The sequence below is a fragment of the Streptomyces sp. NPDC055239 genome, assembly GCF_053606205.1.
Map to the genome: position 1 here is coordinate 94,643 of NZ_JBSGRD010000008.1, position 20,376 is coordinate 115,018.

The 20,376-nt window shown below is 71.8% G+C and carries 23 protein-coding genes; 13 read left to right on the forward strand and 10 right to left on the reverse strand.

What is annotated here, in order from left to right; genetic code table 11:
* The first annotated feature begins 91 nt into the window (after positions 1 to 91).
* On the forward strand, positions 92 to 682 hold the full coding sequence (locus tag ACWFRJ_RS24835; protein ID WP_453534899.1) for an ArsR/SmtB family transcription factor: 591 nt from the start codon (positions 92 to 94) through the stop codon (positions 680 to 682).
* Between the two features lie 14 nt (positions 683 to 696).
* A complete protein-coding gene (locus tag ACWFRJ_RS24840) occupies positions 697 to 1,980 on the forward strand; it encodes an MFS transporter (protein ID WP_453534902.1) in 1,284 nt (427 codons plus the stop codon).
* Between the two features lie 9 nt (positions 1,981 to 1,989).
* Here ACWFRJ_RS24840 and ACWFRJ_RS24845 read toward each other — a convergent pair whose 3' ends face one another.
* A complete protein-coding gene (locus ACWFRJ_RS24845) occupies positions 1,990 to 2,391 on the reverse strand; it encodes a VOC family protein (protein ID WP_453534905.1) in 402 nt (133 codons plus the stop codon).
* Positions 2,391 to 3,026, reverse strand: a complete 636-nt coding sequence (locus ACWFRJ_RS24850) for a TIGR03085 family metal-binding protein (RefSeq protein ID WP_453534908.1) — start codon at positions 3,024 to 3,026, stop codon at positions 2,391 to 2,393. The genes ACWFRJ_RS24845 and ACWFRJ_RS24850 overlap by 1 nt, the downstream gene beginning before the upstream one ends.
* A gap of 82 nt (positions 3,027 to 3,108) precedes the next feature.
* Between ACWFRJ_RS24850 and hisI the strand changes: the two genes are divergently transcribed.
* Positions 3,109 to 3,504 (forward strand): phosphoribosyl-AMP cyclohydrolase, encoded by a 396-nt coding sequence (gene hisI, locus ACWFRJ_RS24855; RefSeq protein ID WP_453534911.1) that lies wholly within the window; start codon positions 3,109 to 3,111, stop codon positions 3,502 to 3,504.
* Here hisI and ACWFRJ_RS24860 read toward each other — a convergent pair.
* Positions 3,485 to 3,952: a hypothetical protein gene (locus ACWFRJ_RS24860; RefSeq protein WP_453534914.1), complete on the reverse strand. Its 468-nt coding sequence runs from the start codon at positions 3,950 to 3,952 to the stop codon at positions 3,485 to 3,487. The genes hisI and ACWFRJ_RS24860 overlap by 20 nt on opposite strands.
* Positions 3,953 to 4,030: 78 nt before the next feature.
* Between ACWFRJ_RS24860 and ACWFRJ_RS24865 the strand changes: the two genes are divergently transcribed.
* From ACWFRJ_RS24865 to lgt, 10 genes are all read left to right on the forward strand, one after another.
* A complete protein-coding gene (locus tag ACWFRJ_RS24865) occupies positions 4,031 to 5,533 on the forward strand; it encodes an anthranilate synthase component I (protein WP_453534917.1) in 1,503 nt (500 codons plus the stop codon).
* Complete coding sequence (locus ACWFRJ_RS24870; RefSeq protein WP_453534920.1) at positions 5,517 to 6,212, forward strand: TIGR02234 family membrane protein; 696 nt, start codon at positions 5,517 to 5,519, stop codon at positions 6,210 to 6,212. The genes ACWFRJ_RS24865 and ACWFRJ_RS24870 overlap by 17 nt, the downstream gene beginning before the upstream one ends.
* Before the next feature lie 125 nt (positions 6,213 to 6,337).
* Positions 6,338 to 6,574 (forward strand): HGxxPAAW family protein, encoded by a 237-nt coding sequence (locus ACWFRJ_RS24875; protein ID WP_453534923.1) that lies wholly within the window; start codon positions 6,338 to 6,340, stop codon positions 6,572 to 6,574.
* A 100-nt stretch (positions 6,575 to 6,674) separates the two neighbouring features.
* Complete coding sequence (locus tag ACWFRJ_RS24880) at positions 6,675 to 7,118, forward strand: DUF2752 domain-containing protein (RefSeq protein ID WP_453534926.1); 444 nt, start codon at positions 6,675 to 6,677, stop codon at positions 7,116 to 7,118.
* Positions 7,119 to 7,303: 185 nt separating this feature from the next.
* A complete protein-coding gene (gene trpC, locus ACWFRJ_RS24885) occupies positions 7,304 to 8,113 on the forward strand; it encodes an indole-3-glycerol phosphate synthase TrpC (protein ID WP_453534929.1) in 810 nt (269 codons plus the stop codon).
* Between the two features lie 9 nt (positions 8,114 to 8,122).
* Entirely contained in the window at positions 8,123 to 8,344 is a 222-nt protein-coding gene (gene trpM, locus ACWFRJ_RS24890; protein WP_383271168.1) for a tryptophan biosynthesis modulator TrpM, read from the forward strand.
* Positions 8,345 to 8,445: 101 nt separating this feature from the next.
* A complete protein-coding gene (gene trpB, locus ACWFRJ_RS24895) occupies positions 8,446 to 9,732 on the forward strand; it encodes a tryptophan synthase subunit beta (protein ID WP_453534932.1) in 1,287 nt (428 codons plus the stop codon).
* Complete coding sequence (gene trpA / locus ACWFRJ_RS24900; protein ID WP_453534935.1) at positions 9,729 to 10,544, forward strand: tryptophan synthase subunit alpha; 816 nt, start codon at positions 9,729 to 9,731, stop codon at positions 10,542 to 10,544. The genes trpB and trpA overlap by 4 nt, the downstream gene beginning before the upstream one ends.
* A gap of 71 nt (positions 10,545 to 10,615) precedes the next feature.
* Positions 10,616 to 11,395 (forward strand): DsbA family protein, encoded by a 780-nt coding sequence (locus ACWFRJ_RS24905; protein WP_453534938.1) that lies wholly within the window; start codon positions 10,616 to 10,618, stop codon positions 11,393 to 11,395.
* 131 nt (positions 11,396 to 11,526) lie between these two features.
* Positions 11,527 to 12,480 (forward strand): prolipoprotein diacylglyceryl transferase, encoded by a 954-nt coding sequence (lgt, locus tag ACWFRJ_RS24910; protein WP_453534941.1) that lies wholly within the window; start codon positions 11,527 to 11,529, stop codon positions 12,478 to 12,480.
* Between the two features lie 76 nt (positions 12,481 to 12,556).
* On the opposite strand, the gene ACWFRJ_RS24915 is transcribed toward lgt, so the two are convergent.
* The 7 genes from ACWFRJ_RS24915 to ACWFRJ_RS24945 form a co-directional block, all read right to left on the reverse strand.
* The gene (locus tag ACWFRJ_RS24915) at positions 12,557 to 13,390 is read right to left on the reverse strand and encodes an HpcH/HpaI aldolase/citrate lyase family protein (protein WP_453534944.1); all 834 of its coding nucleotides are present in this window, start codon (positions 13,388 to 13,390) and stop codon (positions 12,557 to 12,559) included.
* Positions 13,387 to 14,574, reverse strand: coding sequence for a CaiB/BaiF CoA transferase family protein (locus ACWFRJ_RS24920; RefSeq protein ID WP_453534947.1), 1,188 nt, complete (start codon positions 14,572 to 14,574; stop codon positions 13,387 to 13,389). The genes ACWFRJ_RS24915 and ACWFRJ_RS24920 overlap by 4 nt, the downstream gene beginning before the upstream one ends.
* Positions 14,571 to 15,476 (reverse strand): ribokinase, encoded by a 906-nt coding sequence (rbsK, locus tag ACWFRJ_RS24925; protein WP_453534949.1) that lies wholly within the window; start codon positions 15,474 to 15,476, stop codon positions 14,571 to 14,573. The genes ACWFRJ_RS24920 and rbsK overlap by 4 nt, the downstream gene beginning before the upstream one ends.
* On the reverse strand, positions 15,473 to 16,828 hold the full coding sequence (locus ACWFRJ_RS24930; protein ID WP_453534952.1) for an ADP-ribosylglycohydrolase family protein: 1,356 nt from the start codon (positions 16,826 to 16,828) through the stop codon (positions 15,473 to 15,475). The genes rbsK and ACWFRJ_RS24930 overlap by 4 nt, the downstream gene beginning before the upstream one ends.
* Entirely contained in the window at positions 16,825 to 17,988 is a 1,164-nt protein-coding gene (locus tag ACWFRJ_RS24935) for an ADP-ribosylglycohydrolase family protein (RefSeq protein WP_453534955.1), read from the reverse strand. The genes ACWFRJ_RS24930 and ACWFRJ_RS24935 overlap by 4 nt, the downstream gene beginning before the upstream one ends.
* A complete protein-coding gene (locus ACWFRJ_RS24940) occupies positions 17,948 to 19,162 on the reverse strand; it encodes an ADP-ribosylglycohydrolase family protein (RefSeq protein WP_453534958.1) in 1,215 nt (404 codons plus the stop codon). Before ACWFRJ_RS24940 ends, ACWFRJ_RS24935 begins: the two co-directional genes overlap by 41 nt.
* 140 nt (positions 19,163 to 19,302) lie before the next feature.
* Entirely contained in the window at positions 19,303 to 20,304 is a 1,002-nt protein-coding gene (locus ACWFRJ_RS24945) for an ADP-ribosylglycohydrolase family protein (protein WP_453534961.1), read from the reverse strand.
* Positions 20,305 to 20,376 lie beyond the last annotated feature (72 nt).

The window sequence follows — 20,376 nt, forward strand, 5'->3', positions numbered from 1 at the left end:
CGGGTGGCCAGGGCTCTCTGCTCGAGAGATAGGAAGCGAAACTTGCGCAATTTATATTGCGCAAGTTTTCTTTCGTATCTACGGTGGCGGTATGGAGAACCCCGAGAACCCCCGCCGCATCACCGACCTCGGCACGCTCAAGGCCTTGGGGCACCCGCTGCGTCTGAGGGTCTACGGCACGCTGCGGGTCTCGGGCCCGTCGACCGCCTCGCAGCTCGCCTCGCAGGTCGACGAGGCGGTCTCGCTCGTCAGTTACCACCTGCGCAAGCTCGCCGAGCACGGCCTCATCGAGGAGGCCGAGGTGCAGAGCGAGGACGCGCGGGAGCGGTGGTGGCAGGCGGCGCAGGACACGCTGAGCTTCCGGCACGAGGACTTCAAGGACACACCGGAGGGGGCGGCTGCGCACGCGGCCGTCGTCCGCAGCCTGATCACGTACCGCCAGGAGCAGTACGAGACCTACCTCGACCAGCAGGCGGCGTGGGGCGCCGAGTGGCGCGTCGCGGCCGACCAGTCGGACTTCCTCGCCCGCCTGAACCCCGCCGAACTCACCCGGCTCAACGCCGAGATCCACGCCCTGATCAGGACGTACGAGGAGCAGGGCAAGGCCGCCGAGGCGGCGGGCGACACCGAGGGGCGCGAGAACGTCGCCGTCCACATGGCCAGCTTCCCCTTCCGGCTCTGAGAGGGCTGCCCCACATGACCACCACCGGCTTACGCACGGTCCCTGCTCCCGCCTCCGAGGAGCCCGCCTCCGAGAAGCCCGCGCACCGGGACGGCAACGTCCTGCGCTGGCTCGGTGCCTACAGCGCCTCCGCTGTCGGCGACAACGTCTTCTACCTCGCCCTGTCCTGGGCAGCCATCCGGTCCGGGAGCCCCGCGCAGGCGGGTGTGATCATGGCCGTCAGTGCTGTACCGCGTGCGCTCCTGATGCTGGGCGGGGGAGTCGTCGCCGACCGGTTCGGGCCGCGCCGGGTCGTCATCGGCAGTGACGCGGTGCGGTGCGTCGCGGTGTTCGCGGTGGCGGGGCTGCTCATCGGGACGGGCCCCGCGCTGTGGCTGCTCGCCGCGCTCGGCTTCGTCTTCGGCATGGTCGACGCCCTGTTCATGCCGGCGGTGGGGGCGCTGCCCGCACGCATCACCGGGCGGCACCAACTGGCCCGTGTGCAGGGCATGCGGGGCCTCGTGATCCGTCTCGCCAACGTCGTGGGCGCGCCGCTCGGCGGTCTCGGCGTCGCACTCGGCGGCTCGGCCGCGGCGTTCGGCATCGCCGGGCTGCTCTTCGCGGCGTCACTGCCGCTGCTGATGTCCCTCCGCGTCGGGAAGCTGCCCGCCGACGAGGAGGCACAGGGCGGGCGGACCGCGTGGCGTGAACTCGGCGACGGGATCCGGTACATCCGGCGCCACCGGATCCTCGCCCCGCTGATGGTGGTCGTCGCGCTGGGGGACCTGGGATTCGTCGGGCCGCTGAACATCGGGCTCACCCTGCTGGCCGACGAGCGCGGCTGGGGCGCGTCCGGTGTGGGCCTGGTTCTCGCCGGGTTCGGCGCGGGGGCCGGGGGATCGGCGCTCCTGCTGACCGTGCGGGGGCGACTGCCGCGTGCGGGGCTCGTGCTGTCCGGTACGTGCGCCGTGGGCGCCGTCGGGATCGGCGCCGTGGCGTACGTGCCGAGCCTGCCGGTGGCGGCCGGGGTGGCGCTGCTCGTCGGTCTCCTGATCGGACTCACCGGGGCCCTGGCCGCGGCGCTGATGCAGACCGAGGCGGACCCCGCGTACATCGGCCGGGTCACCGCGGTCGGCGGCCTGGTCAGCCTGGGCGTGGCGCCACTGACGTATCCCCTGACGGGGTGGGCCGTCGGGATCTGGGGGACGGCCCCCGTCTTCACCGCCAGCGCTGCGGCGTGTGCGCTCGCCGGGCTCTGCGGGCTGTGCTCGCGGGCGCTGCGGGCGGCCGAGCTGCCGACCGCCCCGCCCCGGCCGTGACGCGTGCTGCTACCCCGCGGACGCGTCCTGCATCAGCTGCACCAGATTCCCCACCGAGTCATCGAGCACCGCGGTGATCACAGGCCCCTGCTCCTCGGGCCCCTGCGTGAACCGGACCCCGAGGCCGACGAGCCGTTCGTGTTCGGCGCGTACATCGTCGACCCCGAAGACGATGCACGGGATCCCCGCCTCGTGCAGCGCCTTGCGGTAGGGCTCCGCGATGGGGCCCTCGCCCGGCTCGAGGAGCAGTTCCACATCGCCCTGACCGCCCGCCGCCCCGACGGTGACGAAGACCTGGCCCGCCACCATGTCGACGTGGTGCCGGGTCTCGAAGCCGAGTACGTCCGTGTAGAAGGCGTGGGCTCTGGCCACGTCGTCGACGTACACGCCGGTCATGGCGATCTTGATCATCAGAGACCCAGTTGCTTCGTCTCGTGCAGCTGGGCGATCGCGTCCTTGTCGCCGTCCAATTCGACCTTGGCCGCGTCCTGCCGCCCGTGCGCGAACATGAGCAGCTCGGAGGGCTCTCCGGTGACCGTCACCACGGGCGTGCCGCGGTGCGCCACCGCCGTCTGGCCGTCGGGGCGCCGCAGGACCAGGCCCACCGGCGCCTTGCGGCCCACCAGGCGGGCCATCCGTTCCAGGCGGGACCACAGGGCGTCCGAGAAGACCGGGTCGATCTCGCGCGGCGTCCAGTCCGGCTGGGCGCGGCGCACGTCCTCGGTGTGGACGTAGAACTCGACGGCGTTCGACGCCTCGTCGATCTGCTTGAGGGAGAAGGGCGAGAAGCGCGGAGGTCCTGTCCTGATCAGCTGGATCAGTTCCTCGTAGGGCTTCGCGGCGAACTCGGCCTGGACACGCTCCAGGCGCGAGGCGAGCTGCTTGATCAGCAGCCCGCCCGCGGCGTCCGCGCGGCGCTCGCGGACCACCACGTGGGCCGCGAGATCACGGGTGTTCCAGCCCTCGCAGAGGGTCGGGGCATCAGGGCCCTGTGCCTCCAACAGATCGGCGAGGAGAAGTCGTTCACGCTTGGCATGGGTCGACATACGGTCCAGCCTACGACTCGCTCCCCGGCCCGCCCAGTGGACACGGCCCGGTCGAGTTCCCGAGGCGCGGCACAATGGGCCCATGACCGCCACGCCTCCGCCCAGCAGCCTCGACCCCGAGATCGCCGCCCGCATCAAGCGCGACGCCGACGGACTCGTCCCCGCCATCGCCCAGCAGTACGACACCGGCGAGGTGCTCATGCTGGGCTGGATGGACGACGAGGCGCTGCACCGCACGCTCACCACGGGGCGCTGCACCTACTGGTCGCGCAGCCGCCAGGAGTACTGGGTCAAGGGCGACACGTCCGGGCACTTCCAGTACGTGAAGTCCGTCGCCCTCGACTGCGACGCGGACACCGTCCTGGTCCAGGTCGACCAGATCGGCGCCGCCTGTCACACGGGCACGCGCACGTGCTTCGACGCCGACTCGCTCACCGTGTCCTTCACCGGCACAGGAATCAGCGGCACCGAAGAGTGATCGTCTCGCCGTCCCGCAGCACGATGCGGGACGGATCACCGGCCTTCGGGCGCCCGCCGACAGCGGCGCCACACCTCTCCCGTACGCCGCTCACGCCCCACTCGGTCATGAACTGCCCCAGGGTGAAGTCCCGCCACCGCTCCGACTCCACATGCAGGGTGCCGGTGGTGTCGTGCGTGTGCAGCGGGCTGTAGCGGGGCTTGGGGCCCGAGCGGTCGATGCCGATGTCCGCGGGAACCGTGACGGGACGGCCGCCGGAGAACACCTTCAGGGTGGTGTGGATGTGCATGTCCATCGCCTCGTTGTCGAGCATCTGAAGGCCCGCGGCCCGCACCCTCTCGGGTACGTCCTTGGGGGCGGGCCACACCACGGGGTCGGGTGCGGCGGCCGCGAACGCGGTCGAGGCGAGAACGAGGACAAGGGCAGGCAGCGTACGGCGGTTGGTCATCGTCCAGTTGTAGCGGCCGGCGTTTCGCCCGGCGGTCCGCGACACCGTCCGCCACCCGCACGGCCGTAAGCTCCTCCCATGGATGTCGAGACCTTCCGCAAGCTCGCGAGCGACCGCCGAGTGATCCCCGTCAGCCGCAAGCTCCTCGCGGACGGCGACACTCCCGTCGGGCTCTACCGCAAGCTCGCCGCAGAGCGGCCCGGCACGTTCCTCCTGGAGTCCGCGGAGAACGGCCGGTCATGGTCTCGCTACTCCTTCGTCGGCGTCCGCAGCGCCGCCACCCTCACCACCCGCGACGGCGAGGCCCACTGGCTCGGCGCCCCGCCCGTCGGCGTGCCCACATCCGGCGACCCGCTCGACGCCCTGCGCGTCACCGTCGAGGCCCTGCACACGCCCCGTGACCTGGCATCCGGGATGCCGCCCTTCACGGGAGGGATGGTCGGGTACCTCGGCTACGACATCGTGCGGCGCCTGGAGAAGGTCGGCCCCGGCGAGCACGACGACCTCCAGCTGCCCGAGCTGACGATGCTGCTCACCAGCGATTTGGCCGTCCTCGACCACTGGGACGGATCCGTGCTCCTGATCGCCAACGCGATCAACCACAACGACCTGGGCACGGGCGTCGACGAGGCGTACGCCGACGCGGTCGCCCGCCTCGACGCCATGGAGGCCGACCTGTCGCGGGCCGTCTCCCAGCCCCCGGCCGCGCTGCCGCCTTCCGAGCTGCCGGAGTACACGCAGCTGTGGGGCGGCGAGCAGTACCAAGAGGTCGTGGAGGACATCAAGGAGCGCATCCGCGCGGGCGAGGCCTTCCAGGTCGTCCCCTCGCAGCGCTTCGAGACGCCCTGTGAAGCCAGCGCCCTCGACGTCTACCGCGTACTGCGGGCCACGAATCCGTCGCCGTACATGTACCTCTTCCGCTTCGACGGGTTCGACGTCGTCGGGTCGTCGCCCGAGGCCCTCGTCAAGGTCGAGGACGGGCGCGCCATGGTGCACCCCATCGCGGGCACCCGGCCGCGCGGCGCGACCCCGCAGGAGGACCAGGCGCTCGGCGACGAACTGCTCGCCGACCCCAAGGAGCGGGCCGAGCACCTGATGCTGGTCGACCTGGGCCGCAACGACCTGGGGCGCGTCTGCGAGCCAGGATCGGTCGAGGTCGTCGACTTCATGTCCGTCGAGCGGTACTCCCACGTCATGCACATCGTCTCGACGGTCACCGGCCAGGTCGCCGAGGGACGCACCGCCTTCGACGTCCTCACCGCCTGCTTCCCCGCGGGCACCCTCTCCGGCGCCCCCAAGCCCCGCGCGATGCAGATCATCGACGAGCTCGAACCCTCCCGGCGCGGTCTGTACGGCGGCTGTGTCGGATATCTCGACTTCGCGGGCGACTCCGACACCGCCATCGCCATCCGCACCGCGCTGCTGCGGGGCGGCACGGCGTACGTCCAGGCGGGAGCCGGGGTCGTCGCCGACTCCGACCCGGTGGCCGAGGACACCGAGTGCCGCAACAAGGCGGCGGCGGTCCTGCGCGCCGTCCACACGGCCAACCGGCTGCGGCGTCCCGATGGACGTGAGGGATAGTGGAGAGGTGACTTCTGCCGTACCACCGCCCCGCACCCAGGCCGCCGACGCCTCCGAGGCCGACGCCGAGCCCGAGACCAGGGCTCAGCGCAGCGGTCGGCGAAGTATCGCCGTGGCCCTGCTGTTCGGCGCGGTCGGCGCGGCCCTCGCGCTGCTCGCGTCCCGCCAGACCTGGGCCAAGGGAACCGTTTCCGTCGCGGGCGGCGAGCTGCCGCTGAGCGCCACGGGCAGCGACGTCACGGGCGTTCCGGCGGCCCTGGCCATAGTGGGTCTCGCCGCGCTCGTCGCCGTCTTCGCCGTCCGCAAGGCCGGGCGGATGCTCGTCTCGCTGCTGCTCGCGCTGAGCGGCGCGGGCACCGTGGCCGCCGCCCTCCTCGCCGCCGACGACAGCGGCGCGCTCGACGAGAAGGCCGCGGAGGCCTCCGGCGACGCCGCCGCCACGATCGGTGATCTCAGCCACACCGCCTGGCCGTACGCCGCCGCCGTCGCGGGCGCGCTGATCCTGATCGCCGGACTGCTCGCCCTGACGTACGGCAAGTCCTGGCCCGCGATGTCGGGACGCTACGAACGCGACGGCGCCCCGCGCCCCCGCAAGGCGCCGCCCACAGTGGACCCGGACCGGCCCGAAGACCTGTGGAAGGCCCTCGACCGCGGCGAGGACCCCACGCGCGAGACGTGACCCCGGGCTCACGCCTGCGCGTGAGTGCGGGACAATGGAGCGGTGAGCGTTCGGCTCACCCCATGTGTCACCCCGTGCACCAACCCATGCATCACCACCACGCACACAGCAACGAGGAGCAAGCCATGTCAGGCACCAGCCACGGACACACCCCGGCCGCCTGGACCGGTGTCATCATCGCCGTCATCGGTTTCTGCGTAGCGGGTGCCTTCGTGGTGATGGCCAACCCGCTGGGCGTCGTGGCCGGCATGGTCATCGTCATCGGCGGTGGCGTCGTGGGCATGATCATGAGCGCCGCGGGCCTCGGCCAGGCGAAGCGCAAGCCGCAGCCGACGGGCCAGCTCGCGCACTCCGAGGGCTGAGTCCTCGACCGACGTACGGGGGAGGTGGTTCCGGCAGATGTGCCGGAACCACCTCCTTCCGCGTTTCCTTGCCGGGCGCAGGCCGCCGCCGGAGGGCACAATGCGTCGGGTGAACGCTGAACCCGAGAGCGCGGCACCAGCCGTCGGCCCCGCACTGCGGCGCCTCGCCGTGCCCGTCGGCGTGCTGGGCTCGGTGATCGCCGCCTTCGCCTACGTCGGCACGGTCGACCCGAACGAGCCGGGCCACTACCCCACCTGCCCGCTGCTCCAGCTCACCGGCATCTTCTGCCCCGGCTGCGGCGGCCTGCGCAGCGCCCACGCCTTCATCCACGGCGACTTCACCACGGCACTTGGCGCCAACGCGCTCGCCGTCGTCGGGTACGTCGTCTTCGCGCTCGTCTGGACCCTCTGGGCGGCCCGTGCGGCGCGCGGACGAGGGCTGCGGATCGATCTCGGTTCGGCGCAGCTGTACGGGATCGGGGTCCTCATCGCCGTCTTCACCCTCGTACGCAATCTGCCGTTCGGGGCATGGCTGCATCCTTGACATATCGAGAAACCGCAGGCCGCAGGGGTGGCGGGCGTCCAGGTCGTGGGACTGGCGTCAACCGGATGCGGGGCCTTCGCCCTCCTGCGGATACCATCGCAGTGACCATCGGAATGCCTGATGAGGCAGCCGAACAGCTTGAGGTTCAAACAGCAGCTTCACCGTCAGGGAAGGGGGCCGCTCGCGTGAGTGTGCTCGACGAGATCATCGACGGAGTCCGTGCCGACCTCGCGGAACGGCAGGCGCGCGTCAGCCTCGACGAGCTCAAGGAGCGCGCGGCGAAGGCTCCTGCGGCCAAGGACGGGGTCGCCGCGCTGCGCGGCGACGGCGTCAAGGTCATCTGCGAGGTCAAGCGATCAAGCCCGTCCAAGGGCGCGCTCGCCGCGATCGCGGACCCGGCCGGACTCGCCGCCGACTACGAGGCGGGCGGCGCCGCCGTCATCTCCGTGCTCACCGAGGAGCGCCGCTTCGGCGGCTCGCTCGCCGACCTGGAGGCCGTCCGCGCCAAGGTCGACATCCCGGTGCTGCGCAAGGACTTCATCGTCACCTCGTACCAGCTCTGGGAGGCGCGGGCGTACGGCGCCGACCTCGCCCTGCTCATCGTGGCCGCCCTGGAACAGCCCGCCCTGGAGTCGCTCATCGAGCGCGCCCATTCGATCGGCCTCACGCCGATCGTCGAGGTGCACGACGAGGACGAGGCCGAGCGGGCCGTGGACGCGGGAGCGCGGGTCATCGGCGTCAACAACCGCGACCTCAAGACCCTGAAGGTCGACCGCTCCACCTTCGAGCGCGTCGCGCCCGAGCTGCCGGACAACGTAGTCAAGATCGCCGAGTCCGGTGTGCGCGGGCCGCACGACCTCATCGCGTTCGCCAACGCGGGCGCCGACGCGGTCCTCGTCGGGGAGTCCCTCGTCACCGGCCGCGACCCGAGGTCCGCGGTCTCCGACCTCGTCGCCGCGGGCGCACACCCCGCCCTCCGTCACGGGCGGAGCTGACCCCTCCCGATGACCGCCTTCGCCCGCCTCGCACCCGGCTGCCGCCCTCGCGGCTGCCGGGCGCCCGCGCGGCGCGTGCATGGTCGCAGGGTGCGGTACGTCATCGGCGATGAGCCGGGTCAGGTGAACGGGATGCGATGGCCGAGCGCCCCGTCAGGGGCGCGGGGAACTGCGCGACCAGCCACGGCGTCGCGTCGGCCGGACGAATCGTCTGCCCTTCACGGCGCGTAGCCGTCCTCACCCAGGTGGGGCTTGCTCGCGCAGTTCCCCGCGCCCCTGGCGGGGGTCGATCGCACCGCAGATCACCCATTCACGCCACGTGAGGTAGAGGCATGTCCAGCGAGTACTTTCACCCCGACCCCGAGGGTCAAGTCCCCAGCGCCGAAGGCTACTTCGGCGCGTTCGGCGGCAAGTTCATCCCGGAGGCCCTCGTCGCCGCCGTCGACGAGGTCGCCGTCGAGTACGACAAGGCCAAGAGCGACCCCGAGTTCGCCCGCGAGCTCGACGACCTCCTGGTCAACTACACCGGCCGCCCCAGCAGCCTCACCGAAGTGCCCCGGTTCGCCGAGCACGCCGGTGGCGCGCGGGTCTTCCTCAAGCGCGAGGATCTGAACCACACCGGCTCGCACAAGATCAACAACGTGCTCGGCCAGGCCCTGCTCACCAAGCGCATGGGCAAGACGCGCGTCATCGCGGAGACCGGCGCGGGCCAGCACGGCGTCGCCACCGCCACCGCCTGCGCGCTCTTCGGCCTCGAATGCACCATCTACATGGGTGAGATCGACACCGAGCGCCAGGCCCTGAACGTGGCCCGCATGCGCATGCTCGGCGCCGAGGTCATCGCCGTGAAGTCCGGCAGCAGGACCCTGAAGGACGCCATCAACGAGGCGTTCCGCGACTGGGTCGCCAACGTGGACCGCACGCACTACCTCTTCGGGACCGTGGCGGGCCCGCACCCCTTCCCCGCCATGGTGCGCGATTTCCACCGTGTCATCGGAGTGGAGGCACGGCGCCAGATCATCGAGCGCGCGGGCCGTCTCCCCGACGCCGCCGTCGCGTGTGTGGGCGGTGGCTCCAACGCCATCGGCCTCTTCCACGCCTTCATCCCGGACGCCGACGTCCGGCTCATCGGCTGTGAGCCCGCGGGCCACGGCATCGAGACCGGCGAGCACGCGGCGACGCTGACCGCCGGTGAGCCGGGAATCCTGCACGGCTCACGGTCCTACGTCCTCCAGGACGAGGAAGGGCAGATCACCGAGCCCTACTCGATCTCCGCCGGACTCGACTACCCGGGCATCGGCCCCGAGCACGCCTACCTCAAGGACAGTGGCCGCGGCGAGTACCGCGCGGTCACCGACGACGCGGCCATGCAGGCCCTGCGTCTCCTTTCGCGCACGGAGGGCATCATCCCGGCCATCGAGAGCGCCCACGCGCTCGCCGGGGCGCTCGAAGTGGGCAAGGAGCTCGGCAAGGACGGGCTGATGATCATCAACCTGTCCGGGCGCGGCGACAAGGACATGGACACGGCCGCCCGCTACTTCGGCCTGTACGACACGGACGCCGCCGTCGAGGCGGACGCGGCCGGCACCGGCGCGGAGATCGAGGGAGACGCCAAGTGAGCGGCAACATCCACCTGCTGGACGACACCCTCGCGGCCGCCAAGGCCGAGGGGCGCTCCGCCCTCATCGCCTACCTCCCGGCCGGGTTCCCGACCGTGGACGGCGGCATCGCGGCCATCAAGGCCGTCTTCGACGGCGGCGCCGACGTCGTCGAGGTCGGCCTCCCGCACAGCGACCCCGTCCTGGACGGTCCCGTCATCCAGACCGCCGACGACATCGCGCTCAAGGCGGGCCTGAAGATCGCCGACGTGATGCGCACGGTGCGCGAGGCCCACGAGGCGACCGGCAAGCCGGTGCTCATCATGACGTACTGGAATCCGATCGACCGCTACGGCATCGAGCGCTTCACCGCCGAACTCGCCGAGGCGGGCGGCGCCGGGTGCATCCTGCCCGACCTGCCCGTCCAGGAGTCGGCGACCTGGAGGGAGCACGCCGAGAAGCACGGCCTCGCGACCGTCTTCGTCGTCGCGCCGAGCAGCAAGGACGAGCGGCTCGCCACCATCACGGCGGCCGGTTCCGGCTTCGTCTACGCGGCATCGCTCATGGGCGTCACGGGTACCCGTGCGTCCGTGGGGGAGCAGGCGCAGGAGCTGGTGCGGCGTACCAAGGCCACCACCGACCTGCCGGTCTGTGTCGGCCTCGGCGTCTCCAACGCCCGCCAGGCCGCCGAGGTCGCGGGCTTCGCCGACGGCGTGATCGTCGGCTCCGCCTTCGTACAGCGGATGCTGGACGCGGAGGACGAGGCCGCGGGCCTCGCCGCCGTCCGTGCGCTCGCCGGTGATCTCGCCCAGGGAGTTCGCGGCAACGCGTGACTCCGTAACTCGTATGGGTGGACATGGGACCGGGGAGGCACGCTCGTGCCTCCCCGGTTCGTTGGCCGGGTGTGAGCGAGAAGAACCGTGAGGGAAAGCGCGCGGCCCGCGACCGGCTGGCGGAAGAGCGAGAGCGGCAGAAGTCGCGGGACAAGCAGCGCAGAGTGTTGATCGTGAGTGCCGCCGTCGTGGGCGTGCTCGCGCTCGCCGCCGTGGTCGGCCTGGTCGCCGCCAACTCGGGTGACGACAAGGACACTTCGAGCGGCCCCTTGTCCGCCCCCAAGGGCGCGAACGGCGAGGACCAGCTCTCGATCCCCGTCGGCAAGGCCGGCGCCAAGTCCACCCTCACCATCTGGGAGGACTTCCGCTGCCCCGCCTGCAAGCAGTTCGAGGACACGTACCGCAAGACGATCCACGAGCTCGCCGACAGCGGCCAGCTCAAGGTCGAGTATCACCTGGCGACGATCATCGACGGGAACATGGGCGGCAGCGGCTCCCTGCGCGCGGCCAACGCGGCGGCCTGCGCCCAGGACGTCGGAAAGTTCACCGAGTACCACGACGTGTTGTACGAGAACCAGCCCGCGGAGCCGGACGACGCGTTCAGCAAGAACAGCAAGCTGATCGACCTCGCGGGCAAGGTGGACGGCCTCGTCACCGACCCCTTCAAGAAGTGCGTGGACGACGGCAAGCACGACAGCTGGGCCACCAAGTCGAACAAGGCGTTCCAGGAATCGGGCCTGAAGGGCACGCCGAGCGTGCTGCTCGACGGCAAGAACATCTTCGGTGACCAGAAGAATCCGCTGACCCCGGCGAAGCTGAAGGCGAAGGTGGAGGCGGCGAACAGGGGCTAGCCAGGGGGCGACCGCGCCTTCGGGCGGGTCTTGGGCGGGCCTTGGACGGGCCTTGGACGGGGTCCTGTTATGGAGACGTAGCCGGGCTGGTTGCCTTGGATACCGCCCGGCACGATAGCGTCGGACCTGCCATGGACCTTGCCTTCATTCCCAGCCCCTCGCGCGGAGTGGTCGAACTCGGCCCCATTCCGCTGCGCGGCTACGCGTTCTGCATCATCATCGGCGTCTTCGTCGCCGTCTGGCTCGGCAACAAGCGGTGGATCGCTCGCGGGGGCCGCCCAGGCACCGTGGCCGACATCTCCGTCTGGGCCGTGCCGTTCGGCCTCGTCGGCGGGCGTCTCTACCACGTGATCACGGACTACCAGCTGTACTTCAGCGAGGGCCGTGACTGGGTGGACGCCTTCAAGATCTGGGAGGGCGGCCTCGGTATCTGGGGCGCGATCGCGTTCGGCGCGGTCGGCGCCTGGATCGGCTGTCGCCGGCGCGGCATCCCGCTGCCCGCCTGGGCCGACGCCCTCGCCCCCGGCATCGCCTTCGCCCAGGCGATCGGCCGCTGGGGCAACTGGTTCAACCAGGAGCTGTACGGCAAGGCCACGGATCTGCCGTGGGCGTTGAAGATCACGTCGGCGGAGGACGGCCGGGTCCCCGGCACGTACCACCCGACGTTCCTCTACGAGTCCCTCTGGTGCATCGGCGTCGGCTTCCTGGTCATCTGGGCCGACCGCCGCTTCAAGCTGGGACACGGCAGGGCCTTCGCGCTGTACGTCGCCTCGTACTGCGCGGGCCGCGGCTGGATCGAGTACATGCGGGTCGACGACGCGCACCACGTGCTCGGAGTGCGCCTCAACGTCTGGACCGCCATCGCGGTCTTCGTCCTCGCCGTCGTCTACTTCGTGCTCTCGGCGAAGAAGCGCCCCGGTCGCGAGGAGATCGTCGAGCCCGTGCCCGAGGGTGAGGAAGCCTCGGAGGGCGATGACGCGAAGCCGTCCCTGTCCAAGCCCGAGTCCACGGACGACGAGGCCGATGCCGAAGCCGAAGCGTCCAAGGACGCGGAGGACGTGGGCGAGTCCGCCAAGAAGGGCTGACACGCTCTCTGCTCAGTACATCTGCTTCGTAGTACGTCGCTGGGGCCGCCGGATCACCGATCCGGCGGCCCCAGCGCTATGCGCGCCGCCGCGCGAGGTCGAGGACCCGACGCGCGCCCTCCACCACGGCCTTGTCCACGAACGTGCCGTCCGGGAGAGCCAGGGCGCCCGCCTCCGTCGTGGCCGCCTTGACGATCTGCTCGGCGTGGTCGATCTCCTCAGAGGTGGGGAGATAGGCGCGTTCGATGGCGGGGAGCTGGCGCGGGTGGATCGCGGCGCGGCCCAGGAAGCCCAGGGAACGGCCGTGCGCACAGGACGCCGTCAGGCCCGCGATGTCACGGATGTCCGTGTAGACCGACTGTGCGGGCGGTGCCAGGCCCGCCGCCCGCGCGGCCACCACCACGCGCGCACGGGGCCAGTCGAGGCCCGCGTCGTCACGTACGCCCAGGTCCGCGCGGAGATCCGCCTCGCCGATGGAGAGCCCGTGCACGGCCGGGTGCGCGGTGGCGATGGCGAAGGCGTGCTCCAGGCCGACGGCCGATTCGATGAGGGCGTGCAGTGCGGGGGCGCCGCCGTCCGCCGGGGCCGCTCGTTCCGCGACACGGACGACGTCGGCGGGGCAGGTCACCTTGGGCAGGCGCAGGCCGAAGACCCCGGGGAGGTGCGCGATCGCCCGGAGGTCGGCATCGGACAGAGGGCTGTCCAGGGCGTTCACGCGGACGTGGACCGGGACGGCGGGGATCTCGGAGAGCAGCTCGGCCGTCGCCGCTCGCGCGTACTCCTTGCGGTCGGGGCCGACCGCGTCCTCCAGGTCGATGATGACGGCGTCGGCGCCCGCGAGCAGGGCCTTCGCCACCACGGACGGCCGGTCGCCGGGGGCGTACAGCCAGGTCAGAGGCGTGTCCTTCACAGCGCGCCCTCCTCGCGCAGGCCCGCGATCTCCCGTTCCGTCAGGCCGAGTTCGGTCAGGACGTCCTGCGTGTCCGCTCCGTGCGGGCGGCCCGCCCAGCCGATCGATCCTGGTGTCTCGGAGAGGCGGAAGAGGACGTTCTGCATGCGCAGCGGGCCGAGCTCCGGGTCGTCGACCGTGGTGACGGTGTCCAGGGCCGCGTACTGGGGATCCGTCATGACATCTCGTACGTCCTGGATGGGAGCGACCGCCGCCTCCGCCTTCTCGAAGGCCTCGATCACCTCCGTGCGGGTGTGCCGGGCGATCCAGCCGCCGACCGCCCCGTCGAGCACGTCCGCGTGGGCCGCGCGGTCCGCGCCCGTCGCGAACCACGGCTCGGAGATCAACTCCGGGCGGCCCACCAGGCGCATCACGCGCTCGGCGATCGACTGGGCCGACGTGGAGACGGCGACCCAACTGCCGTCCGCAGTGCGGTAGGTGTTGCGGGGCGCGTTGTTGGTGGAGCGGTTGCCGGTACGGGGCTGCACATGACCCAGCTGGTCGTACCAGAGCGGCTGCGGGCCGAGCACCGTGAGGATCGGCTCGATGATCGCCATGTCCACCACCTGGCCCTTGCCCGTCCGGTCGCGGGCCGCGAGCGCCGTCATCACCGCGTACGCCGTCGCGAGCCCCGCGATCGAGTCGGCGAGGCCGAAGGGCGGCAGGGTCGGCGGCCCGTCCGGTTCGCCGGTGATCGCGGCGAAACCGCTCATCGCCTCCGCGAGCGTGCCGAAGCCGGGGCGCCGTGAGTACGGGCCGAACTGGCCGAAGCCCGTGACACGGGTCAGGACGAGACGGGGATTCACCTCGCTCAGCTCCTCCCAGCCCAGGTCCCACTTCTCCAGGGTTCCCGGGCGGAAGTTCTCGACGATCACATCCGCTGTCGCGGCAAGGCGCAGGAGGGTCTCGCGGCCCCCCGGTGTGGAGAGATCGAGCGTCATCGTGCGCTTGTTGCGGCCGAGCAGCTTCCACCAGAGGCCGACGCCGTCCTTCGACGGGCCGTGTCCCCGGGACGGGTCGGGCCTGCGCGGGTGCTCGACCTTGATGACCTCCGCGCCGAAGTCGCCGAGCATCGTGGCGGCGAGCGGCCCCGCGAAGAGCGTCGCCAGGTCCAGGACGCGGAGGCCGGTGAGGGGTGCGGTCACGAGGTCGCCCCATTGACCTGGGTGTCGATCTCGGAGCGGAACGGCATGGACGACGATGCTCCTGTCCGCTGTACGGAGAGCGCCGCCGCCGACGCCGCCCAGGCCAGCGCGTCCGGCACGGAACGGCCTTCCGCGAGCGCCACCGCCAGGGTTCCGACGAGCGTGTCGCCCGCACCGGTCGTGTCCACGGCGGTGACGTTCGGGGCCGCCACCAGGACAGGCTCCGCGCCCCGGGCCGCGTACAGGCTGCCGCGCGCGCCGAGCGTGACGACGACTTCGGGGACCTGGGAGAGGAGCGAACGGGCGGCGTCGTGCGCGTCGGTCAGTCCGGTGAGGGTGGCCGCCTCGTGCTCGTTCGGCATCAACAGGTCGATGGAGGAGAGGAGTTCGGGGGAGAGGGGCTGGGCGGGCGCCGGGGTGAGGATGGTGCGCACGCCGTGCCTGCGGGCGGCCTGTGCGGCGGCGAGCACCCCGTCGACGGGGATCTCCAGCTGGAGCAAGAGGGTGTCGGCTGAGGCGATCAGGCCCTCGTCGCCGGGGGCGAGCGCGGTGAGCGTGGCGTTGGCGCCGGGGATGACGACGATCGCGTTGCCGCCCTCGTCGTCGACGACGATGTGCGCGGTGCCGGTGGCGGCCTCGACGGTACGCAGCAGGTCGGTGTCGACGCCGGAGTGTTCGAGTGCGGCGCGGAGCTGGGTGCCGTAGGCGTCGTTGCCGACCGCGCCGATCATCGACACCGCGTCGGCGCCCGCGCGGGCTGCTGCGACGGCCTGGTTGGCGCCCTTGCCGCCGGGGAGCGTACGGAACTCGCGCCCGGTGACGGTCTCTCCGCGCTGCGGGGCCTTGGCGACGTACGCGACGAGGTCCATGTTCGTGCTGCCGAGCACGGCGATGTGGGTCATGGGTGGGTTCTCTCCTGGGCGAGTTCGGTGGTGAGGTCCGCGAGGGTGTCGAAGCCGGTGCCGTCGAAACCCGGGACGGAGCTGGCGAGACGGTTCTTGAGCGGCGATGTCCAGCGCTCCGGCAGCGCGTCCGGGTGACCCGCGAGCAGGCCCGCGATCGAGCCCGCGGTCGCGCCGTTCGAGTCGGTGTCCCAGCCGCCGGACACGGCGCGGGTGATGGAGCCGGTGAAGTCGCCGTCGGCGTGGGTGAGGGCGGCGGACAGGAGTGCGGCGTTGGGGATGACGTGGACCCAGTGGTGATGGCCGTAGGTGGCGTGCAGGTCGTCCACCACGAGGTCGAAGTCCGTTGCCCGCTCGGCCAGTTGGACGCCGTGCCGGATCGCGCGGGCCAGGCGCGAGTCCTGCGGTACGACGGTCAGGCCCGTGCGGAGGCAGTGGTGGACGTCACCGGTGCCTGCCGCAGCCTCTGCGATGGTGGCCGCCGCGAACATCGCGCCGTACACGCCGTTGGCGGTGTGGGTCAGGCACGCGTCGCGGTAGGCGCTGTCGGCTGCCGCCGTGGGGGCGCCGGGGTGGGTCCAGCCGTGGACGTCGGCGCGGATCAGGGCGCCGATCCATTCGCGGAACGGGTTGTGGTGGGTGGCGGTGTGCGGGGGTTCGATGCCGTTGAGGAGATTGCGGTAGGCGACGCGTTCGGCGGTGAAGGTGCGGGCGGCGGGCAGCTCGTCCAGCCAGAGCCTCGCCACGTCCGTGGTGGTGAAGTCCCGTCCGTGGCGTTGGAGGAGACGGAGGTTGAGGAGGGGGTAGTTGAGGTCGTCGTCCTCGGGCATGCCGTCGATGTTCTCGGCGAGGGAGGTGGGCGCGGAGCGCTTGTTCCAGGGGTACGTTTCGTTCAGTTCCCTGGGTACGCCTCTCTCCGTGAACCAGGTGTTCAGGGGCCAGTTGCCTGTTGCTTTGGCGAGGCTCCTGATGCCGTCCAGGGGGAGTTTCTCCACCGGTTTACCCAGGAGGCAGCCTGCCGCCCTGCCCAGCCAGGCGGCGTGGAGGCGCTGACGCAGGGCCTTCTTTTCCCCCATCCCGCCCCTTCCCGAAACCGCCTGCCGCGGGGCCTTGTTCTCCGGTGCGGCGCCCGCCCACAACGCGGGCGACAGTTCGTCGAGAAGCTGTTTCGCCAGTGCTCGGAGGTGGGGTGGGGCCGGAGACGGTGATGCTCCTGCCGTCGTGGGCGCCAAGTGGCCGCCCGCCGCCAGCCAGCGGGAACGTACGGAGCTCGCGTCCTTGCCCTCCTCCTGTGCCTGGCGGAGTTCGTGGCCCACCAGGTCCTCCGGCTGGACCCAGGTGAGGCGGATCATGGGGTGGCCGTCAGGGCCGCGTACGCCGACTCGTGGGCGCGGCGGCGCCGTACGTCGCGGGTGAAGATCTCCTGGGCGACCTCCGCGAGCGTCGCCGCGGGGGCGTGCAGGTCCAGGCGGCTCGCCTCCGCGACCGTCTTCGACCACTCGGGCGGGGCGTCCGAGCCGAGGGCGCCCGCGATCGCGCCGCTCATGGTCGCGATGGAGTCGCAGTCACGGCCGTAGTTGACCGAGCCGAGCACCGTGTGGCGGTAGTCGCCGTCGCCCACCAGGAGCATGCCGAGCGCGACGGGGAGTTCCTCGATGGCGTGCAGGCGGGAGGGGCGGCGGGCGCCGAGCGACGGGGCACGGTAGTCGGGGCCGACCGTGTCGAACGGGGTGACCGCGGTGCGCAGCGGGGTCAGCGCCGACTCGAAGTCGTGGTGATGGGCGGCCACTTCGACCACCGACTCGATCGCGGCCCGCGTTCCGTCCTTCGCGAGACCGAGGGCGGTGTCGATCACCGAGGTCGGCGTGGCGCCCGGTGCGCACGCCGCCGCCACCGCCGCCGCGAAGACCGCGGCCGCCTCACGCCCGTACGACGACTGGTGCGCGCCCGCGATGTCGAGGGCCTCGGCGTACGCGCCCTTCGGGTTCGCCGCGTTGACCAGGCCGACCGGCGCCATGTACATCGCCGCACCGCAGTTGACGATGTTTCCCGTACCTGCCTCGCGCGGGTCGACGTGGCCGTAGTGGAGGCGGGCGACGATCCACTTCTCGGCGAGGAAGAGGCGGTGGAGAGGGATGGCCTCCGCTTCCAGTTCCGGGATCCAGCGCGGGGTCGTCATGAGGTCGGGCACCAGGTGGTCGGCGACCGCGTAGGCGTCCAGGTGGTCGCGGACGGAGGCGTACACGCGGATGAGCGCGTGCGTCATCAAGGTGTCGTCGGTGACGTGCCCGTCGCCCTTGTGGTACGGCGCGATGGGGCGGGCGGTGCGCCATTGGTCGCCGTTCCAGGGCCCGACGATGCCGTGTACGCGACCGCCGTGCCGTTCGACGATCTGCTCGGGGGAGTAGCCCTCGACCGGCCCGCCGATCGCGTCGCCGACGGCTGCTCCGACCAGGCAGGCGGTGATGCGTTCAGGGAGATCCGGTCCTGTTGGGTCCATTGATGACGTCATGTCGGGATTGTCCTCCTGGAGCGGTCAGTTCCGTGGCTGCCAGGTGCCCGGCGAGTTCCACCAGGTCGGTGCCCGCGAGGCGGGGGAGCGCGCAGCCGGAGAGCGTGCGGCAGGCGTCGCGCCAGGCTTCGGGAATGGCGGCGGCCGTGCCGAGTACGCCGGTCAGCGCACCGGCGAGGGCGGGGGCGGAGTCGGCGACGCGGGAGAGACAGGCGGCGGCGGGCACCGCGTCGCGGATGCGGCCGCGGGCCGCGGTGGTCAGGGCGAGGGCGACCGGGACGGTCTCGGCTGCGGCGATGCCGTAGCTGTAGACGTGGTCGACGATCTGGTGCTCCAGGAGGGGTACGAGGCCGAACGCGCCGTCCTCCTCCGCCTGGGTGCGGGCGAGCTTGACGGCGTGCCAGGCGTTGCGGCCGATCTCGGTGTGCTCGGGGAGCTGGGCGAGAGCGGCGTCCACGGTCGTGTCGACGTCGGCGCCACCCAGCGCCGCGGCGATCGCCGCGGCCATGGCGCGGGCGCCGTGCACGCCGTCGCCGTCCTGGGTGTAGCGGGCGTCGAACTCGGCGAGGTCGGCGGCCTGTTCGGGATCGCCCGGATGGGCCAGGGCGAGGACGCAGGCGCGTACGCAGCCTGCGTCGTCGAAGAAGTGGGGGTTGTCGTGGCCGGTGGCGGGTGGGCGCAGGCCCGCGGCGAGGTTGCCGAGGCCCGCGCGCACGGAGATGCGGGCGCGCAGGGGCAGTACCGCGGACTCGACCTCGGGGGCGCGGGCCGCTGCCACGGCGATCTCGCTCGCGAGGGTGTTCCAGGCGAGGTCGAGGGCCGCGCGGACCCGGCGGTCCGGGGACAGTCGGGGATCGAGGGTGCCGTCCGTGGCGCGGAGCAGTGACTCGGCGGTGAAGGCGGCCCATTCGGCGTCGTCGGAGGGGCCGAGGCGGAGGGGTTCCGGGGGCTGGTTGAGCGCGATGGGGACGGGCAGTGTGGTGGTGGCGTTCTGCTCGGCGAAGGTGTCCAGCTCGCGGGTGAGCCTGCGGGTCCACTCGGGCATGCGTGCGGCACGATGTCTTGCGGCCGGCCAACCGGCGGCGTCACCTGCGGCGAGGCCTAGAAGGAGCCCCTCGATGTGCGCCCCGGACGCCACGCTCCGGTGGACGCCGCCTACATTCGCACCCGGCATCGTGGGCTGTGCCCACCCGTTCCGCCTTGCGGAACGCCTGCCCACAGTGGGAGCGGCTGTGTCCACAGCAGGGGTGGATGCGGGGTAAACGGGTGGGTGGGCGGGAGACATCCGCCGCGAAGCGGCGGGCTCGTTCTCGGTCACGAGACCCCCCGGTCAGAAACAAGCAGCTCCGCCACATCCAGTACGTGATGCCCCCGCATCGAGGGGAGGCAGCTCCCCCGCGCAGGGCCGATCGCAGCCGCCCACGCCGACGGAATCGCAGAGGCCCCACACGCCGCCCCGGCCAGCGCCCCAGCAACCGCCGCAGTCGTATCCGCGTCCCGCCCCATGTTGACGGCGGTCAGCACCGCGTCCGGGAAATGGCCGGAGGCCGCCGCGTACGCCCCGAAGGCGAGCGCAACCGCCTCGGGAGCGAGGTCGGTCCAGGGATAGCCGCCGATCACCACCGCGGAGCGGACCGCGCGTTCGCCCCGATGCGCCACCGCCACCGCCCGCCGCAGCGATCGGGACGTCCAGCAGTCCATCGGGATGACGGACAGGGCAGCGGCCACCACGGAGGCCACCGGCGCCCCGACCATCGCCGCCGAAACCCCCGCCGCCACCGCCTGCCCGCCGTAGATGCCCTCGCCGTCATGGCTGACCGAGCCGTCGATCGCCACGAGCCGGGCCGCTTCGGCGGGCCGGCCAGCCGCGAAGACCCCGAACGGGGCGGCCCGCATCGCGAGCCCGTCGCTCCACGCGTGCCGGTGCTGCGCCGAGATGGGCGCCGCGAGGCCACGGCGAAGGTTCTCGAGCGTGCCGCGCTCGCTGAAGCCCGCGCCCCGGAAGGGACCCTCGTCCAGGTCCGCGATCCACTCGTGCCAGGCCGCCTCGACATGCGCGACGGTGAGGGCCGAGCCGTGCCGGGCGAGCAGGAGCCCCGAGAAGATCGCGTACTCGGTGTCGTCCGTGCCCGACGGATGTTCGGCGACGTACCCGGTGATACGTCCCCAGCGGCGGCGGATCTCCGAAGGCTTCATGTTCTCGGCGGGCGCGCCGAGCGCGTCGCCGACCGCGAGACCGAGAAGCGCGCCCCGCGCCCGCTCTCTCAGGCCGGTCGCTCCGATCGGCCCGGTCACTCCTGTCACACCGGTCGTCATGCTGTGCCTCCCTGGTGCCGAGACGTGTGCCTGTATCTCTGCCACGCGACACCCCCGACGCGCGCATCCGCA

Coding starts and splice junctions, on each gene's coding strand:
- lgt (WP_453534941.1), top strand. CDS start 11,527: ATGGACCTTGCCTTCATTCCCAGCCCCTCGCGCGGAGTGGTCGAACTC.
- ACWFRJ_RS24840 (WP_453534902.1), top strand. CDS start 697: ATGACCACCACCGGCTTACGCACGGTCCCTGCTCCCGCCTCCGAGGAG.
- ACWFRJ_RS24945 (WP_453534961.1), bottom strand. CDS start 20,304: ATGACGACCGGTGTGACAGGAGTGACCGGGCCGATCGGAGCGACCGGC.
- ACWFRJ_RS24860 (WP_453534914.1), bottom strand. CDS start 3,952: ATGACCAACCGCCGTACGCTGCCTGCCCTTGTCCTCGTTCTCGCCTCG.
- ACWFRJ_RS24875 (WP_453534923.1), top strand. CDS start 6,338: ATGTCAGGCACCAGCCACGGACACACCCCGGCCGCCTGGACCGGTGTC.
- trpB (WP_453534932.1), top strand. CDS start 8,446: ATGTCCAGCGAGTACTTTCACCCCGACCCCGAGGGTCAAGTCCCCAGC.
- ACWFRJ_RS24845 (WP_453534905.1), bottom strand. CDS start 2,391: ATGATCAAGATCGCCATGACCGGCGTGTACGTCGACGACGTGGCCAGA.
- ACWFRJ_RS24930 (WP_453534952.1), bottom strand. CDS start 16,828: ATGATCCGCCTCACCTGGGTCCAGCCGGAGGACCTGGTGGGCCACGAA.
- hisI (WP_453534911.1), top strand. CDS start 3,109: ATGACCGCCACGCCTCCGCCCAGCAGCCTCGACCCCGAGATCGCCGCC.
- ACWFRJ_RS24865 (WP_453534917.1), top strand. CDS start 4,031: ATGGATGTCGAGACCTTCCGCAAGCTCGCGAGCGACCGCCGAGTGATC.
- rbsK (WP_453534949.1), bottom strand. CDS start 15,476: ATGACCCACATCGCCGTGCTCGGCAGCACGAACATGGACCTCGTCGCG.
- ACWFRJ_RS24850 (WP_453534908.1), bottom strand. CDS start 3,026: ATGTCGACCCATGCCAAGCGTGAACGACTTCTCCTCGCCGATCTGTTG.
- ACWFRJ_RS24835 (WP_453534899.1), top strand. CDS start 92: ATGGAGAACCCCGAGAACCCCCGCCGCATCACCGACCTCGGCACGCTC.
- trpM (WP_383271168.1), top strand. CDS start 8,123: ATGACCGCCTTCGCCCGCCTCGCACCCGGCTGCCGCCCTCGCGGCTGC.
- ACWFRJ_RS24935 (WP_453534955.1), bottom strand. CDS start 17,988: ATGACGTCATCAATGGACCCAACAGGACCGGATCTCCCTGAACGCATC.
- ACWFRJ_RS24880 (WP_453534926.1), top strand. CDS start 6,675: ATGCGTCGGGTGAACGCTGAACCCGAGAGCGCGGCACCAGCCGTCGGC.
- ACWFRJ_RS24940 (WP_453534958.1), bottom strand. CDS start 19,162: ATGCCGGGTGCGAATGTAGGCGGCGTCCACCGGAGCGTGGCGTCCGGG.
- ACWFRJ_RS24870 (WP_453534920.1), top strand. CDS start 5,517: ATGGACGTGAGGGATAGTGGAGAGGTGACTTCTGCCGTACCACCGCCC.